Source organism: Streptomyces sp. AK08-02 (genome assembly GCF_033795085.1).
Lineage (GTDB): Bacteria > Actinomycetota > Actinomycetes > Streptomycetales > Streptomycetaceae > Streptomyces > Streptomyces echiniscabiei.
Genome location: NZ_JARAZV010000026.1, coordinates 22,886 through 39,721, shown reverse-complemented (window position 1 = coordinate 39,721; position 16,836 = coordinate 22,886). Strand labels below are relative to the sequence as shown.

Genomic DNA, 16,836 nt, shown 5'->3' with positions numbered 1-16,836 from the left:
GTCTCGTGGCTCGACAACAGCATCAGGCGGCCCCCAGGACGCGCTGCTCATGGATCAGCGCCGCCAGCCGGTCCAGAGCGTCGTCGATCTGCTCCGGCTCCAACTGGCTGTACGACAGGCGCATCTGCCTGCTGCTCGTCCGCCCCGTGAAGAAGTGGTGCATCGGTGTCCAGATCACACCGTGCCGCCTGGCCGAATGTTCGAGCAGCGCATCGTCCACGGCGAAGGGCACGGTCAGCACGAGGAAGAAGCCGCCGCTGGGAATGTTCCAGGTGACGTCCGAGTCACCGCCCTCCTGGGGAAAACGCTTTTCCAGGCCCTGGAGCAGCAGCCGGAGATTGCGCCGGTACACCTCGGTCTCGCGGGCGTTGGCCTTGGCGAGGCTCCCGCCGTGCGTCAGCAATTTGCCGCCGATGACGGCCTGGGCCACCGGTGACGTGTTCACCGTGAGCATGCTCTTGATCCGTGACAACTGGTCGGCGAGAAAGCCCAGTTCGCCGCCGCCCTCGGCCGTGACGCGCTGGTCGGCCACGAGGTAGCCGACCCGGGCACCCGGCAGCGCGGACTTGGCGAAGGAACCCAGGTAGACGACCCGCCGCTGCCTGTCCATCGACTTCAACGTGGCGAGGCGCTCGCCCGCGAAGAACAGCCCGTACGGGTTGTCCTCCAGCAACAGAAGGTCGAGTTCGTCGGCCAGCTCCAACAGGCCCTGCCGGGTGGCGGTGTCGAGGCTGACGCCGAGCGGGTTGGAGAAGTCCGGGATCACATACAGGGCGCGGGGCCGCAAACCCTGCGCCCTGGCGCCGTGCACCGTCTGCGCCAGGTCGGTCAGATCGATCCCGCCGGGCCCGGAGTTCACCGGCAGCACCGGAAGGTCGGCCAGTCGCGCCGCACCGGTGATGCCCACGTAGGTGGGCGCGACGGCCAGCAGCACGTCGTGCTCGTCGGTTCGCAGCGCCCTCAGCACCAGGAACATCGCCTCCTGGCAGCCCACGGTGACCACGATCGACTCCGGGTCGACATGGATGTCCTCGTCGATGGCGAGGTTGCGGGCGATCAGATCGTGAATGATGCCCTTGGTGCGGCCGTACTGGAAGATCGTCCGACGTACCCGCTCCTCCGGCCAGCCCAGGGTGCCGGACAGGTGCTCGTGGAAGGTGCGCAGGTACCGGTGGATGTCCTCGACATCGAACAGACCCTCGTAGGGGCGGCCCGCGGCCAGCGACAGCGCGTCGGGGAAACGGTGGGAGACCTCGTTGAGGAAGTTCATCGACTCCAGCACAGGGTCGCCGAGGGAACCGTGCAGTTCGCTGACGCACAAGGTCACCTGGCCGGGCCGCGAGGGCGGCGCGGAGATCGCTGGCTCCTGGAGCCGGTTCATCGTCGTCGTACCTCCGTCATGGTCTCCTCGGTCCGCGGCGGGGCACCGCCCGTCGTCACGGTGAGCCGCCCGGCCGCGACCGGGCCGGAACAGCCAGCCAGCAGCAGCGCGTCCTCGAATTCGGAACGCAGCAGATCGAGAACCTCGCCCGCGCCCTCTTCGCCGTTCATGGCCAGCCCCCACAGCGCGGGCCGTCCCAACAGCACACCCTTGGCTCCGAGCGCCAGCGCCTTCACCATGTCCGCACCACTGCGGATGCCGCTGTCCAGATACACCGGACACCGTCCCGCCACGGTCCGCACCACTGCTGGCAGCGCCGAGGCGGCGGGCGGCGCCCCGTCCAGCTGGCGCCCCCCGTGGTTGGAAACCACGATGGCGTCCACCCCCATGGCCGCCGCCCGGTCCGCGTCCTTCGGACTCAGAATTCCTTTGAGGACCAGCGGTATCCGGGTCCGCTCACGGATCCAGCCGAGGTCCGCCCAGCTCAGCGAGGGGTCGATGGCAGCCGCGGTGTGCACCATCAGGGCCGAGGACCCGGACACACTGCGCCGGGCGGTGCCCGGCAGCCCGCTGCCGGAGTCCTCGGTGAAATGTGCGGCGGTGAGCCCACTGGGCAGGGCGAACGCGTTGCGCATGTCCCGCAACCTCCGGCCCATGACGGGCACATCCAGGGTGAGAACCAGCGCACGGCAACCGGCCGCCACGGCCCGCTCGATCAGCTCCGCCGTCTTCGCGCGGTCACGCAGCCAGTACAGCTGGAACCACAACCGGGCCCCGGTCTCGGCGATCCGCTCCACGGAGTGGCTACTCATGGTACTGACGACGAAGAGCGTGCCGGCCGATCGAGCCGCACGTGCCAGTGCCAGCTCCCCGTCGGGATGGACGAGACTCTGGTAGGCCATGGGTGCGATGCCGAGTGGCATCGAGACCGGGGTGCCGAGCAGGTCATCGGCGGTCTCCGCGTGCGTGGCCCCGGCCAGCACTCGCGGGGTGACCCAGGTCCGGTCAAGGAAGGCCCGGTTCTCGGCGAGAGTGGTTTCCGCCCCGCTACCACCCTCGATGAAGTCCCATACGTCAGTGGGGAGGATCTGCCTTGCCGCTGCGGCGGCGTCCGCCAGTTCCAGGATTCTCGGTGACCCGGCGATGGTCACGACAGGACCCGCGGCTGGGTCCGCTCCACTTCGACAGCCTCGTACAGGGCCTTGATGTTGCCGCTGCCGAAGGTCCGAGCGCCCAGCCTCTCGATGATCTCCAGGAAGAACGTACGGCGCTCGTGGGTGGAACGGGTGAAGATCTGGAAGAGCTGCCCGTCGTGGTCCTGGTCGGCCAGGATCTGAAGCCGCCGCAGTTCGGCCGTGGTGTGCGCGGCCAGGGTGAGGTGCTCGGCGAGCATCCCGTAGTAGGCGTCGGGCACTTCCAGGAACTCCACCCCCCGTTCCCTCAGCACCGAGACCGTGCGCACCACGTCGTCGGTACTGAAGGCCACATGCTGGACGCCGGAGCCGCCGTGGTTCTCGACGAAGTCGTCGATCTGTCCTGGTGCCGCGGAGGTATCGGGTTCGAGCAGGGTGAGGGTGACGGCCCGGGACGCGCTCTGCACGACTCGGGAGAGCATCGCCTGCGCACCGACGACGACCCGCTCCTCGAAGACGGTCTCGAATCCCAGAACCGATTCGTAGTAAGCCACCGCCGGGTCCAGTTCACCGGCCCCGAGGCAGAGTGCGAAGTGGTCGACCGCGAGCAGTCCGACCTCCTCGCCGGTCAGTCCTCCGGACGCGGACTCGGCTGTGGCGAACCCGTGCAGCCACGCGGTGTCGTCGCTCTGGGGGGACTCCTGGACGAGTGTGTGTCTGACACTCCCGCAGCCGTCGATGACAGCGGTGACGATCCCGTGGGAGCCCCCGACAGGCGCCGGCGGCATGAGTGACCGGGCGCCACGCGCCACCGCATCGTCGAATGCGGCCGCCACATCCGGAACACGCAGTGCGATGTCGACCACGCCCTCCCCATGGGCCGCCAGATAAGCGTGTGCGGGGTGCTCCTCGGACCGAGGTTCGGTGAGGAGTAGCCGGACCCCGCCCTGACGTAACGCGACCGAGTAGTGGTCGTCGCCCTCGTCCGGCAAGCCGGAGGTCTCCACAACCTCAAATCCGTACTTCTCCACGAACCCTGCCGCTCCGGCCGCGGCGTCACCCACATAAAGTTCCAGATGACTCAGCAGTATCTCTTTCGACATGGCCGCTCCCTCACTGGTCGTTTTGACGCCATATCACCGGGCAATATTCCGGGTCTGCATAGTCCGGGACACCCCCAGCCGTTCTTCGCACCAGTGCGTCGTGATTGTATGAAGCTCTGCTTCCATCAGGCAGGATGAATTCACGGTAGGCGTTCTCCCCGTCCTGCAGATGAAGAGAGACTGCCCGCCTGGGCGCGGACGACCTATTGGGCCCGCTCCCGTGATAGGTGCGACAGTGATGGAAACTCACATGGCCCTTCGGTATGACGACCGGAACTTCGCGCACTTCGGCACCGTTGAATTCCGCGGTCCTGCGGAGTACGGCGTCGAGGTCCTTGCGGCGATCAGCGAAATGCAGCGAGGTGATGTTCTCGACCCCCGCATCCCGCCAGACGTGACTTCCGTCGATCATGGATATCGTGCCCATGGACTCATCGCAGTCGTGGAACGGGACGAACGCGGTCAGCATCCGTTCCGACGTCGACGTCGCCCAGTAGTCGCGGTCGTAGTGCCAGGGCACCACATTGTCGGGGTCGGCGGCACCAGGAGGCTTCAGGATGAGCGTGGACTGAAACACCCGGATCTCCACGGCACCGGCGAGCCTCGCCGCGACCGCGCCCAGGAGGGGCTTTCTCAGTACGGCGGCGACAGCGGCGCTCTCGTAGTGGATGTAGTCGTTGTGCCGCTGCACGTCCCCGGCTTCCGGCTTCCAGTACGACAGCCGCGGCGGCCGGGACGGCAGGACACGATCGCGGTGGCCGGCATAGAAGCGCTCACTCGCTTCGGCAAGCGACTCCACCTCGTCGTCACCAAGCAGCTGTCGTGAGAGATACCAGCCGTGTTCGACATAGAAGGCGACCTCGTCATCGGACGGCAGCAGCTCACGTTCGGAATCGCTCAGAGAATATGACTGCGCTGGTACCGACACACATCCCCCTTTACTTTTCAGCGGCTTCCGGGGCAACCGTGGGCTTAGGTACGGGAAGGCGGCGACTGGCGCTCGGCCACTTCCCTGATCACATCCCAGAGCTGTTCCACATCGACACGTGTGGTGTGGATATTCCCGATGGACACACGGATGATGTATCCCGATTCGATCACCGAATGCGATACGTACACTCTGCCGTCGGCATTGACCGCATCGGTGATCCTGGCGTTCAGCGCGTCGAGCTCCGCCCTCCGCGTCCGGTCGTCCGTGCCGTCCGAGAGCAGCCCTGCGGGCTCGTAGCGGAGACACACCAGTGGGTATACCGAGCTGCTGACGCACGTCCAGTCGGGATGCTCGTCCGCGGCTTTCCGCAGCCATTCCGCGAGCTGAACGGCGTGGTCGAGCCGGGCCGCGAGGCCCGAGCGGCCGAAGGATCTGATGACCCACCACACTTTGAGGGCACGGAAGCTGCGCCCCAACTGTGGCGAGAAGTCCATGTAGTCGACAGTGTCATGATCGGGCTCGGAGGTCAGGTACTCCGGCACCAGACGGAAGGTGTTGGCCAGCGCACCGACGCGCCGGCAGTACAGAGCCGTCGCCTCCAACGGCACGAACAGTGTTTTCTGCGGGTTGACCACCAGGGAGTCACCGACCGACAGATCTTCCAGTCTTCCGCGGAGCGAAGGCGCCAGGGCGTAGAAGCCTCCGTAGGCCGCGTCGACATGCAGCCAGACACCGTACCGGGAGCAGACCGCGGCCACAGCTTCGAGCGGATCGGCGGACGCGACCGAGGTCGTCCCCACCGTTGCGACGACGGCGACCGGTTTAAGTCCGGCGGCGATGTCGGATCGGATCGCCTCCTCCAGGAGATCCGGCCGCATCCGGTACCTGGCGTCCGACGGCACTTTCACCACGTTGTCCAGACCGATGCCCAGGGTGATCGCTGCCTTGTCCACTGAACTGTGAGCCTGATCGGAAGCATAAACGCGCTGCACTGCTGCCCCTGTGCCCGCGATGCCCGTGGCTCGCACGTCGAAGTCGAGCGCCGCGTCACGCGCCGCTGTCAAGGCGTAGAGGGTGGCCAGGGAGGCGCCGTTCACCAGGACGCCGTCAGCGGCCTCGGGATACCCGGTCAGCTGGGCGATCCAGCGGAGCACCACACGTTCGAGTGCGGATGCCGCAGGGCTGGTCTTCCACAGCATCGCATTGACATTCAACGCGGCGGTCAGCGTCTCGGCCAGAACTCCTGAGTAGCTCGCGGAGGTCGGAAAGTATCCGAAGAATGAAGGATGATTCCAGAGGACCAGATTAGGGATCACCTTCTCACGCGTATCGGCGAGAATGGTAGAGAAATCCGTGCCCGACTCCGGGAGATCGGCATCCAAGAGAGCCGTTATCTCTGCCGCGCCGCGAGGTTTCGTGACGGGAGTCTCGTGAATCAACTCGAAGTGATCGCGAATCACCTTGAGGACTTCACGGCCGTTCTGCTCGAATATTCTCGGATCCCAGTCGCCCGCATGACTGTCACCCTCTGTCGGATCATTCATGTGTTGAGGCGTCGACGTCGACCGGAAGTTCCGTCAGATAGGTTATCCTACGCGGCCCGACGCAGTATTTTGAATAGAATTCTCCGAGGATTAACTCTTCCTCGGCGATAAATTTCTCATGCTCGGGCCGACTCCTCCACGTGTACTTCATCCATATTTCGGAGACGTTATCCTGCAACTGAAAGAAACGGCCATGCTCACACCATCCTGGATTCACATGGGCCGCCGGGCCCACGATGTCATCCATTTCCTGCATGAGTTCCAAAGCTCGGCCCCCGAACTCAGGCCTAAGACGCCACGTCTCGATAACGATCACCATGATTTTCCATCTTCCTTGCCATAGGCCACCAGGGCCACCCAAAGGAAAGAGTCCATCCGATGTCGAACCTAACGGATTACGTCAACTGCATTGAGAAATTCGCCAAAGAATGGCCGACTCAAATGCAGGAAGAAATTCAAGCGCGAATCACTCCCCCGTGACTGATCGCTGAAATCCGATCTCCATCCTGACCGCCTTGGCGGGCGATGTCAAGCGTTCATCATTTAAAATGGGGCAACGTTGTTGAAATCCGACAAACGCCACCGCGGAGGGAGGTGGCAAACGATGCCGCATATCAATACACAGCCCAGCAAAGACGCTCTCAATGTTTAAACGCCGTATCCGTGCCCAGATTGAACTCCCAGTCGCCATGGATGGCGACGGGTCACTATCCTCACGCCATTGCTGGATCGTGAGGCATGCGGCAGCGGGTGGGTACACACCCGAGGAGCGGACCCATCGGGAACGATTGCGGCTGGAGGTCGCCGATCGGTTCGCGGGGCGAGAAACGCTCTGAAAGACTCATCTGCGCAGGTCAGCGCCACCAGGTGGACGACTTCACGACGTACGTCCCGAGATCGTCACCCTCGACGAGCCCCGGCAGCGACCCGCCCTCACGCAGAGGCGTGATGGAGGGGTCGCGGTGACCTCTTTTCAGCATTTTCCCAGGCCACCCGTCTCTTCGACCGTGAATTCCGCGAGCACTGCCGGCAGTGCCGACACTGCCGGAGAGGCGCCCCGGCGAGAACGGTCCGTCAACGACCCTGGGGAGAATCCGGGGCTTCCCGACCTGCGTTGCGGGCGACTGCCGACCTCCGGCGTGAAGGGAGCACAGTAACCAAGGGTGACGGCGGAGCAGCCCGCTCAGTCCTCGGCGTGCTGTCCTCGGGCGATGGCCACGAGGTCGGCGTAGCGGATGACGGACCCGCCCGCGCCCCAGGTCCCGTCGGGCTGTTCGTGCACCAGCACCCACACCCGTGACGCGTCGGCCTCGGTGAGCCCCGCGGCCGAGAGCACGACTGTCGTGGCGTCCCGCACCAGGCTCGCCTTGCCCTCCTCCGAGAGCGCGCCCCGAGGGACCGTCGCGTCGACGAGGAAGCGGGGCGCGTCGTCCTCGGCGGTGGTCTGCGCTCCTACGGGCAGTTCGACGAGGTAACTCCACAACTGGGCTCGGAAGAACGGCGTGTCCGGCGCACCCTCCGAGCGCAGCAGGACGTCGGCCAGGTCGCGCTGCACAGTCTCGCGGCCCTTCTCACCCAGGGAGCCTGACGGGACGGTGAGCCTGATGATCGACGTGACGGAATCTCCTTGTCCGGCGCACGCACCGGCGCAGGTGAGTACGGTCCGCCGGTCGGGCGATGGCATCGTAACGGGATGGGGCGTCCGACCCGTGGGGGCACCGGGCCCGGGGCCTGCCCCCGGTCGTGCGCGGCGTTCCGGCCCTGTCCCGACCGAGCAAGCCGATGGTCCGGCGGCAGGCGTCGGCGACGAACGTATCGGGGCGTTCACGGCCTTGATGCCCGGGCCGCCTGAACGGCGCGCGCGCAGGGTTCGTATCTTCGTACGGATCAGCAAACGCCTCCGGAAGGAACGTCAGCATGAGCAGCGCCTCGCTTCAGCCCGTATCGGGACCGGGTCGTCGTACGGTCATGGCGGCGGCCGGTGCGGCGGGGCTCGCCGTCGCGCTGACCGCGTGCGGCTCGGACGACGACTCGTCGGACTCCGCCACAGAGCAGGGCGCCGCCGCCGGCACCGCCCTCGCCAAGACCTCCGACATCCCGGAGGGCGGCGGCAAGATCTTCAAGGACCAGGGTGTGGTGGTCACACAGCCGACGGCGGGCACCTACAAGGCGTTCTCGTCGAAGTGCACGCACGCGGGCTGTGCGGTGACGGGCATCACCAACGGCGTCATCACCTGCCCGTGCCACAACAGCGAGTTCTCGGTCGCGGACGGCAGCGTGAAGAAGGGCCCGGCGACCGAGGCTCTGGCCGCCGAGACGATCACCGTGTCCGGGGACTCCATCACACTCGCCTGACCTTCACTCTCGCCCGTCGGGGCGAGGCCGCTCGAGACAGGCCAGCACCTCGTCGGTGGTCGCGACCGTGGCGACCAGCGCGAGGGTGTTGCGGATCATCGCGGGGGTGTAGTCGGAGGGCACCCCCGCGATGGCGTCCCTGGGCACGACGACGGTGTAGCCACGGTTCACGGCGTCGAACACGGCGTTGGGGATCGCGACGTTGGCCGAGACGCCGGTCACGATGAGCGTGCGGCAGCCCAGGTTGCGCAGCAGGGCGTCGACGTCGGTGCCCTGGATCGGCGACAGGCCGTGCAGCCGCCGTACGACGAAGTCCTCGTCGGCGACCTCGATCGGCGGCGCGACGCGTACCGCGGTGGTACCCGAGAGCTGCTGGACGGGAAGCCGTTCGGCGGCGCGGAACAGTCGGGCGTTGTGGTTGGCGCCCCGGCCGTCCGGACGCCGTTCGGCGATGGCGTGGATGACCTGGATCCCGGTCTCGTGGGCGGCCTCGACCAGTCTGGCGACCTGGCCGAGCGCCCCCGACGACCGCGCCTCCCCGGCGAGTTCGGGCAGGGCGCTGTCCGGACCGACGACGCCCTGCTGGCACTCGACGGTGAGCAGGACCGTGGTCGCGGGGTCGAGGAGTTCGCTGAGCTGTTCGTACGACGGCATGGCGCTCCCTGGTCGCGGACCGTATGGACGGCCGGGGGAGACTAACGCCCACCGCGTGCGGGCGGAAGACGGCCCGATCTACTCTTCTGACGCAGGACGACGCGAGACAACAAGAGCAACAAGAGCAAGAGGGGGATCACATGACCGTGGCTCAGCGCCGAGGCCGGAAGATCATGATGACGCCGGGCGAGCTGGACGAGTTCCTGACGACCCAGCGCACCTGCCGGGTCGCCACCGTGTCGGCCGACGGCGCACCGCATGTGAGCACGCTGTGGTTCGCCTGGGACGGCGTCTCGATGTGGCTGTACTCGGTGGTCCGCAGCAAGCGCTGGACCGACCTGACCCGGAACCCGAAGGTCGCGATCGTCGTCGACACGGGCGAGGAGTACGACGAACTGCGCGGCGTCGAGCTGTCCGGCATCGTCGAGTTCGTCGGCGAGTCGCCGCGCACCGGGGAACTGCGCGCCGAACTGGACGTCCCGGAGACGCTGTTCGCCCGCAAGAACTTCCGTCTGGACGAGATGCCCCACGACGGCAGGCACGCGTGGATACGCCTGACCCCGGAGAAGACGATCTCCTGGGACTTCAGCAAACTGCCCCCGCAGTAACGGGAACCGCATTTCCAGCCCGTCCGGCGCTTGAGGACAAGGCCCGTTCAGGGCCGACAGGGGGTCTGGGGGCGCCGCCCCCAGGAACGGGCCAGACAAGGGCGGCGGGGGCAAGCCCCCGCTACGACGCGGACTCCACCGCCCGCCCCACCACCCGCAACGCCTCCACCGCCGCCCGGATCGACGGCCGTCGATCCGCATCCGCACGCCACACCACATACACATGCCGACGCACACGCTGCCGCAGCGGGACGGTGACGACTCCCGCCGGCACGGGATGGCGGCCCAGCAACGGCGCGATGCACACCCCGAGCCCCGCCGCGACCAGCGCCAGCTGCGTATGTGTCTCCGCCGCCCGGTGCCCGACGCACGGCTCGACGCCCTTGGACCGCAGCGTGAACATCAGCCACTCGTGGCAGAACTCGCCCTCGCCCCACGTGATCCACTCGTCCTCGGCGAACTCCTCCAGGTCCACCTCGGCGCGGCCGGCGAGCGGATGGCCCACCGGCATCGCCACGTCCGCCGGGTCGTCGAGGATCGGTGCCTTCACCAGGCCGTCGGGCAGCGGCATCGGCTTGTTGTACCAGTCGAGCACGACCGACAGGTCGAGGTCCCCGCGCACCACCCCGGCGACCCCGGCCTCCGGTTCCAGCTCGCACGAGCGCAGCCGCAGCCCGGGGTGCTCCGCGCGCAGGGCCGCGAGAGCAGCCGGGAACAGTCCGCGCGCGGCGGTCGGGAACGCCGAGACCCGCAGCTCACCCACCACCTGCCCACGCTGTGCCTCCAGATCCGACTGGGCCAGCTCGACCTGGGACAGGATGCGCGCGGCATGGTCCGCGAGCAGCCGTCCGGCGTCGGTGAGGCGCACGCCCCGCCCGTTCTTCGCGAGGAGCTGCTGCCCCACTTCCCGCTCCAGCTTGGACATCTGCTGCGAGACGGCCGAGGTCGTCACATGCAGCCCGTCGGCCGCCCCGCTGACCGAGCCGTGCCGGGCGAGGGCGTCGAGGGTACGCAGGCGCTCCAGGTTCAACATGTAAGTGATTCTACGAGATAAGGCGAACGCATGCTCGCTTGTGCTACGAGATCGACTCCGGGATCCTGGCCTGTATGAGCCGCCTCACCACCCCGAAGCCCACCACACCGGCACTTCCGCCCGACCCCACGCCCACCCCCGCCTCAGCCGCCGACCGCGGCCACCGCTCCACCCTCGACTGGCGCGTGCGTTTCGGCGTGCTGTCCCTGATCTGGGGCTTCAGCTTCCTGTTGATCAAGGTCGGTACCCAGGCGTTCGCGCCGTTCCAGGTCACCTTCGGCCGGCTGCTGTTCGGTACGGCGGTCCTGGCGGCTGCGCTGGCGGTGAAGCGGGAGCGGCTGCCGCGCGGCGCCCGCACGTGGGGGCATCTCGCGGTGGCCGCGTTCCTGCTGAACGCGCTGCCGTTCTCGCTGTTCGCGTACGCGGAGCTGACGATCCCGTCCACCCTGGCCGGTATCTGCAACGCGACCTCGCCCCTGTGGGGCATGGCCCTGTCCCTGGTCGCACTCTCGGAGGACCGGCCCACACGGGTGCGGGTGGCCGGTCTCGGCCTGGGTTTCCTGGGCGTACTGACCGTTCTGGGCGCCTGGCAGGGTTTCCACGGCCTGGACGCGACGGGCACGGCGCTGGCACTCCTGGCGTCGCTCAGCTATCCGGTCGGCTGGATCTACGTCCGTCGTACGCTGGCTGGGTCGAGTCACTCCCATCTGTCGCTCAGCGGCGCCCAGCTGCTGTTGGCCACCCTGCAACTGGCCCTGGTGACACCGCTGTTCACCGAGATACCCGACCATCTCCCGGTCGGGCCGCTGCTCGCGATCGTCGCCCTCGGCGCGCTGGGCACAGGGTTCGCGATGCTGCTCCAGTACGGCCTGGTCGCCGAGACGGGCCCGACGACCGCCCAGACGGTCACGTACTTCATCCCGGTCATCGCCACGGTCGCGGGCGTCACCCTGCTCGGCGAGAGCCTGTCCTGGTCGACACCGGTGGGCGCGGTGGTGGTCCTGGCCGGAGCGGCACTCACCCAGGCCACGCCCGGCCGCCGCCGTCGGACCGAACCTCCGTCATGAGTCCGCGCCGAGCTCAACCCCGAGCCAAACACCGACCGGATCCGCGTCAGACGTAGGTCCGCGCCTGCGTCGGTCTCACAGCGGCGGCGATGGCGTCCGCCAGCGGGCCCGTCTCCTGCGGGGTCAGTGTCGCGACGGTCACCCGGATACCGGAAGGGGCGTTCATCCGGAAACGCGCGCCGGGGGCGACGGCCCAGCCGGCGTGCAGCAGCCGGGCGACCGCACCGGTCTCGTCCGGCACGGGAATCCACACGTTGAGCCCACTGCGCCCGTGGGCCCTGACCCCGCGCCGCGCCAGCGCGTCGACCAGCGCGTCCCGGCGCCGCCCGTAGGCCGAGGCGACCGCGCGCGCGTCCAGCGCGCCATCGACCCACAGCCGCACGACGGCCCGTTGCAGCAGCCGGCTCACCCAGCCCGGCCCGAGCCGCTGGCGCCCCAGGACCCGGTCCACGGTGACGGGGTCCCCGGTGAGCACAGCGAGGCGCAGATCAGGGCCGTAGGCCTTGGCCACCGAGCGGACGAACGCCCAGTGCCGGGTGACCCCGGCCAGCGGGTGAAGTGACTGGTCGACGATCCGGTAGCCGTGGTCGTCCTCGATGAGCAGTGTCTCCGGATGCTCCCGGAGCACGGAACGCAGGGCACGCGCGCGCGTGGCGCTCAGCGCGGCCCCGGTCGGGTTCTGCGCCCGGTCGGTGACGATCAGCGCCCGCACCCCGGCCGCCAGCGCCTGTCGTACGTCCTCGGTGATCGGACCCTCGTCGTCGACGCCGACCGGGACCATGCGCAGCCCGAGTGCCGGCACGAGGTCCAGCAGCCCGCCCCACCCGGGATCCTCGACGGCCACCGTGTCACCGGGTTTGAGATGTACGGCGAGGACGCGTTCGATGCCGTCCAGCGCGCTGGAGGTGACAGCGAGGGGCCCGTCCGGCACACCGTCGGTGTCGAGGTCGGCGCGGGCGATGCGGGCCAGCTCCGGCTCGACGATGGCGTCCCCGTAGAGCACCGGCGCCAGGTCACCCTGCTCTCCCGCCGCCGCGAAGGCCGCCGCCAGAGACGGCAGCAACACGGGATCGGGGTTGCCGTGCGCCACGTCCCGCACCCCGGCCGGCACCTCCACCCGGATGTACTCGCGCCCGGTGGTGGCCGGCTTGGAGCGCACCCGACTGCCGCGTCGCCCATGGGTCTCGATGACCCCGCGGTCACGCAGGGTCCGATAGGCGGCGGCGACGGTGTTCGGATTCACTCCGAGCCGCTCCGCCAACTCCCGCATGGGCGGCAGCAGTTGCCCGGGTTCCAGCTCGCCGGCACCCACCGCGTGTTCGACGCTCGCGGAAATCTCTGCTGCGCCTCGACCTTTGATCGGATATTCTCCTAGCACAACACATATTATGCACTAGTGCAATCAAGCCCGCAAGGAGACGACGATGCCGGGGACCACACAGGACGCACGGGACACTCAGGGCGCGCGGGACGCCACACAGACAGCGGCACCGCGGGGAGCTGCCGAGTCCTCCCCGCAACCCACCGCCGACACCTACGCCCCGACCGACCGCACGGTCCCCACCCGCTCTCCCGGCCGGGCCTCGTACGACAAGGAGTCGGTGCACGCGATCCTCGACGAGGGGTACGTCTGCCACCTCGGGTTCGTCCGGGACGGCGCACCCGTCGTCCTGCCGACGCTGTACGGGCGGGTCGGCGAGCGCCTCTACGTGCACGGCTCGACGGGCTCGCGCCCGTTGCGGATGACGGGCCAGGCCGACCCGGGCCTGCCGGTGTGTCTGACGGTCACGCATGTGGACGCCCTGATCCTGGCCCGGTCCGCCTTCCACCACTCGATCAACTTCCGCTCGGTGGTGGTCCATGGCATCGCCCACCAGGTGACGGACCCCGACGAGAAGCGCATGGCTCTGGACGCCCTGGTCGACCACGTCGTGGCGGGACGCTCCGCGGACTCGCGGCCCGCCAACGCCAAGGAACTGGCCGCCACCGCCGTGATCCGCCTCGACCTCGACGAGGTCTCCGCGAAGGTGCGCACGGGCGGGGTGAACGACGAGCCCGAGGACCTCGCACTCCCCCACTGGGCCGGCGTGGTCCCACTGCGCAAGGGCTACGAAACCCCGGTCGACGACGCGGAGTTGGCGCCCGGCACCCAGCTCCCGGCCTACCTCACCACCCTCTGATCCGGATGCTGATCCACCCCTGGGACGCGCCGCGCGACGACGCGGAATGGCAACAGTGGCTGTCGGCACACGACTTCGGCCAGCTCTGCGTCAACGGCCTTCCGGGCGAGGCGCCGTACGTCCAGCCGTTGCACTTCGCGTACGACGCCGAGCGCGCCGAGGCCGTCACCCATCTGGCCCGCCCGAATCCTCTCTGGCCCGCGCTGGAGAGGAACCCGGACGTCGTACTCAGCGTGGTCGACGACTACGCCTTCGTCCCCGGCCCGTGGCAGGCCGCGCCGGACGGTCCGTCCGAGCACGGGACGCCGACGAGCTTCTACACGGCGGTCCAACTCCACTGCACCGCCCACATCGTGGACCACCCGGCGGAGAAGGCCGCGCTGCTCAACCGCCAGGTGGGTCACTTCCAGCCGGAAGGCGGCTCGGCGCGAGTGGCGGCGAGCGAGGACCCGTTCGGACGGATGCTCGCCGGTATCCGTGGCATCAGGCTCGAAGTGACGGACGTACAGGCGAAGTTCAAGTACGCCGAGAAGAAGCCGACGGAGGTCCAGGACCGTATCGCCGCCGGGCTCGCGGCGCGGGGCGGCCCTGGGGACGCGGACGCGCTGAGGGTTCAGCGGCGCAGGCGGGGTCTGTAGCGAAGCGGGCCTCCCCTGTCACGTCGACGAGCACGTCGGCGTACCGGTGCTCCGCGTCTCCGCCACCGCGAGCCCGGCCACCGCGCCCAGCATCAACAGGGTGCCCACGACCGTCGCCGCCGTCAGCCGTTCACCGAGCAGGGTGACGGCGAGAACCGCCGCGCTCACCGGTTCCAGGAGCATGACCACGGACACCGTCGCCGACCGGACGACGGCCGCCCCGGCGAAGTACAGCCCGTACGCCAGCGCGGTCGGTACGGCGGCGACGTACACCAGAAGCCCGGCGAACCGCAGGCCGTCGCCGGTGTGCGGCAGGAGCCCCTCGGCGAGCCCGAACGGCAGCAGGCAGAGCGTCGTGACACCGAAGACCCTGACGGAGGTGGCGAACGCGTCCGTTCCGCCGTCCCGCCCCCACCACCGGGTGACAAGGGTCATCGCCGCGTAGCCGGCCGCCGACACCAGCGCCCACGCGACACCGGACGGCCGCACCTGGGCACCGTCGCTGCCCAGCACCAGCACCGCGAGTCCGGTGAGCGCCCCGGCGACGGCGACGGTCCCGCCGGCCCCCAGCCGTTCACCCAGGGTCAGCCGGGCGCCCAGCGCGATGAGGACGGGCCCCGCGCCGAGAGTCACGACGGTGGCGACCGCGAGGCCGGTGGCCTGGACCGACGCGAAGTACGCGGTCTGGAACACCGCCAGCAGGAACCCGGTGACCCCGGCCCGCAGGGCCTTTCGGCGCCGGGGTTCGGGCCTGACGGCCGGACGGCGGCGCAGTGACCGGGCGAGGAGCAGCAGCACGAAGCCGCCCGCGCAGCGCCAGAAGGAGAGGGCGACCGGGCCCAGGTCGCTCACCCGGTAGACCAGGGAGGCGACGGCACCCGCGGTACCCCAGGCGGCACCGGCGACGGTCAGGAAGAGCAGGCCTCGCCCGACGGGCAGACCGGAAACAGCATTCGACACGAGGGTCTCCGCAGACGCGCGAGGACCGGCCGAAGGCCGCCCGCCGCGCGGAAGTCGACGAAAGGACCCGAGCCCTCAGGGCTCCACGAGGTCCTCTGGCTTCGTCTGCGGGCAGCACCGTCCAGCCCGACGGAGATACGTCGGGCATGTTCTTCGGGAAGCCCGCCTCAGGCGGCCGGAGGCGGAAGGACGAGTGCGCGCGCGTGCATGATCACGACCCTATGCGGCGGTACGGCGGGCCGCCACATCCTTTTCGGATCCTCGGGCGACCGGCTTCGCCGACCCCTTGGCGGGCGCCGACGACTGGGCGATGAACGCCCCCACGAGCACCACCGCGCCCCCCGCGATCTGGGGAGCCGAGAGATGCTCGCCCAGCAGCACCCAGGCCAGCACGGTCGCGATGACCGCCTCCAGACACGCCACGACCCCGGCGACCTGCGGCGAGAGCCGCCGCACGGCGAGGACGCCGGTGACATAGGCGACGACCGTGGCGACCAGCACGATCCAGCCCAGCAACAAGCCGGCCGCGACGGGTGTGCCGTTCATGTGCGCCGTGCCCGTGAGCACCGACCAGTCCATGCGCCACGGACGCGCCACGCCGGTCAGCACGAGGGCGCCGACCAGCAGGCCGTACGCGATGACACCGAGCGGGTCCGGTGCCTCGTCCCCCGCGTCGCCGCCCTGGTCGGACAGGACGAAGTAGCCGACCTGGCAGCAGGCGGCGGCGACCGCGAGCAGCAGCCCCACGGCATCGAAGCCGAGCCCGGACCAGATCTCGACGACACAGGCGAGGCCGCCGACCGCGAGGACGACTCCGAGCGCGGCGGCACGGGTGACCGGCCGCCGCTGCACGAACCGCACCCAGCCGAGCACCAGGGCGGGTGCGAGGTACTCGACGAGCAGGGCGACCCCGACCGGGATCCGGGAGATCGAAGCGAAGTAGCAGGCCTGGACCCCGGCCACGGCGAGCAGTCCGAACCCGGCGAGCAGCGCGGGCCGCCGACGCACCAGCGCACGGTGCCGCACGGCCAGGGGCAGCATCACGAGGGCCGCGCCCGTCACCCGCAGCCACACCACGTGCAGCGGATCGAGTCCCGCCTCGATCAACGGCTTGGCCGCGACCCCGGACCCGCCGAACGCGACCGCCGACACCAGCGCGAACCCGAGCCCCACGCCCTTGCCCCGACCGACCTCACCGCTCCCTGACGTACGCACCGGCAACATGATGACAGGCAAAGACATGAGCGTC

General features: G+C 68.9%; 18 protein-coding genes. 5 read left to right on the top strand and 13 right to left on the bottom strand.

Going from position 1 to position 16,836, the window contains the following annotated elements; genetic code table 11:
- Positions 1-22 precede the first annotated feature (22 nt).
- The 8 genes from PV734_RS40590 to PV734_RS40555 form a co-directional block, all read right to left on the bottom strand.
- Positions 23-1,381, bottom strand: coding sequence for a PLP-dependent aminotransferase family protein (locus PV734_RS40590; protein WP_319098430.1), 1,359 nt, complete (start codon positions 1,379-1,381; stop codon positions 23-25).
- Positions 1,378-2,532: an alpha-hydroxy acid oxidase gene (locus tag PV734_RS40585; protein ID WP_319294449.1), complete on the bottom strand. Its 1,155-nt coding sequence runs from the start codon at positions 2,530-2,532 to the stop codon at positions 1,378-1,380. The genes PV734_RS40590 and PV734_RS40585 overlap by 4 nt, the downstream gene beginning before the upstream one ends.
- Positions 2,529-3,617, bottom strand: a complete 1,089-nt coding sequence (gene hppD / locus PV734_RS40580; protein ID WP_319098428.1) for a 4-hydroxyphenylpyruvate dioxygenase — start codon at positions 3,615-3,617, stop codon at positions 2,529-2,531. The genes PV734_RS40585 and hppD overlap by 4 nt, the downstream gene beginning before the upstream one ends.
- 10 nt (positions 3,618-3,627) lie before the next feature.
- A complete protein-coding gene (locus tag PV734_RS40575) occupies positions 3,628-4,545 on the bottom strand; it encodes a phytanoyl-CoA dioxygenase family protein (RefSeq protein WP_319294447.1) in 918 nt (305 codons plus the stop codon).
- Positions 4,546-4,589: 44 nt separating this feature from the next.
- Positions 4,590-6,092 carry a pyridoxal phosphate-dependent decarboxylase family protein gene (locus PV734_RS40570; protein ID WP_319098426.1) on the bottom strand — a complete coding sequence of 501 codons (1,503 nt, stop codon included), beginning with the start codon at positions 6,090-6,092 and terminating at the stop codon, positions 4,590-4,592.
- Positions 6,085-6,411, bottom strand: coding sequence for a hypothetical protein (locus tag PV734_RS40565; protein ID WP_319098425.1), 327 nt, complete (start codon positions 6,409-6,411; stop codon positions 6,085-6,087). The genes PV734_RS40570 and PV734_RS40565 overlap by 8 nt, the downstream gene beginning before the upstream one ends.
- A 535-nt stretch (positions 6,412-6,946) precedes the next feature.
- A complete protein-coding gene (locus tag PV734_RS40560) occupies positions 6,947-7,072 on the bottom strand; it encodes a hypothetical protein (protein WP_319098477.1) in 126 nt (41 codons plus the stop codon).
- 203 nt (positions 7,073-7,275) lie between these two features.
- On the bottom strand, positions 7,276-7,776 hold the full coding sequence (locus PV734_RS40555) for a tautomerase family protein (RefSeq protein WP_319294445.1): 501 nt from the start codon (positions 7,774-7,776) through the stop codon (positions 7,276-7,278).
- 233 nt (positions 7,777-8,009) lie between these two features.
- Here PV734_RS40555 and PV734_RS40550 point away from each other — a divergent pair, with 233 nt between their 5' ends.
- Entirely contained in the window at positions 8,010-8,447 is a 438-nt protein-coding gene (locus PV734_RS40550) for a Rieske (2Fe-2S) protein (RefSeq protein WP_319098423.1), read from the top strand.
- 3 nt (positions 8,448-8,450) lie between these two features.
- Here PV734_RS40550 and PV734_RS40545 read toward each other — a convergent pair whose 3' ends face one another.
- Positions 8,451-9,101 (bottom strand): cysteine hydrolase, encoded by a 651-nt coding sequence (locus tag PV734_RS40545; protein WP_319294443.1) that lies wholly within the window; start codon positions 9,099-9,101, stop codon positions 8,451-8,453.
- Positions 9,102-9,241: 140 nt separating this feature from the next.
- On the opposite strand from PV734_RS40545, the gene PV734_RS40540 reads away from it, so the two are divergent.
- Complete coding sequence (locus tag PV734_RS40540) at positions 9,242-9,709, top strand: pyridoxamine 5'-phosphate oxidase family protein (protein WP_319294441.1); 468 nt, start codon at positions 9,242-9,244, stop codon at positions 9,707-9,709.
- A gap of 121 nt (positions 9,710-9,830) precedes the next feature.
- On the opposite strand, the gene PV734_RS40535 is transcribed toward PV734_RS40540, so the two are convergent.
- Positions 9,831-10,742, bottom strand: a complete 912-nt coding sequence (locus PV734_RS40535; protein WP_319294439.1) for a LysR family transcriptional regulator — start codon at positions 10,740-10,742, stop codon at positions 9,831-9,833.
- Positions 10,743-10,816: 74 nt separating this feature from the next.
- Here PV734_RS40535 and PV734_RS40530 point away from each other — a divergent pair, with 74 nt between their 5' ends.
- Complete coding sequence (locus tag PV734_RS40530; protein ID WP_319294437.1) at positions 10,817-11,809, top strand: DMT family transporter; 993 nt, start codon at positions 10,817-10,819, stop codon at positions 11,807-11,809.
- A 46-nt stretch (positions 11,810-11,855) separates the two neighbouring features.
- Here PV734_RS40530 and PV734_RS40525 read toward each other — a convergent pair whose 3' ends face one another.
- Positions 11,856-13,187, bottom strand: a complete 1,332-nt coding sequence (locus PV734_RS40525) for an aminotransferase class I/II-fold pyridoxal phosphate-dependent enzyme (protein ID WP_319294435.1) — start codon at positions 13,185-13,187, stop codon at positions 11,856-11,858.
- 46 nt (positions 13,188-13,233) lie between these two features.
- On the opposite strand from PV734_RS40525, the gene PV734_RS40520 reads away from it, so the two are divergent.
- Positions 13,234-13,989 (top strand): pyridoxamine 5'-phosphate oxidase family protein, encoded by a 756-nt coding sequence (locus PV734_RS40520; RefSeq protein WP_319294433.1) that lies wholly within the window; start codon positions 13,234-13,236, stop codon positions 13,987-13,989.
- A gap of 5 nt (positions 13,990-13,994) precedes the next feature.
- Complete coding sequence (locus PV734_RS40515) at positions 13,995-14,627, top strand: FMN-binding negative transcriptional regulator (protein ID WP_319098416.1); 633 nt, start codon at positions 13,995-13,997, stop codon at positions 14,625-14,627.
- Positions 14,628-14,645: 18 nt separating this feature from the next.
- On the opposite strand, the gene PV734_RS40510 is transcribed toward PV734_RS40515, so the two are convergent.
- The gene (locus PV734_RS40510) at positions 14,646-15,587 is read right to left on the bottom strand and encodes a DMT family transporter (protein WP_319294431.1); all 942 of its coding nucleotides are present in this window, start codon (positions 15,585-15,587) and stop codon (positions 14,646-14,648) included.
- A 219-nt stretch (positions 15,588-15,806) separates the two neighbouring features.
- Positions 15,807-16,808, bottom strand: coding sequence for an EamA family transporter (locus tag PV734_RS40505; RefSeq protein WP_319294523.1), 1,002 nt, complete (start codon positions 16,806-16,808; stop codon positions 15,807-15,809).
- Between the last annotated feature and the right edge of the window lie 28 nt (positions 16,809-16,836).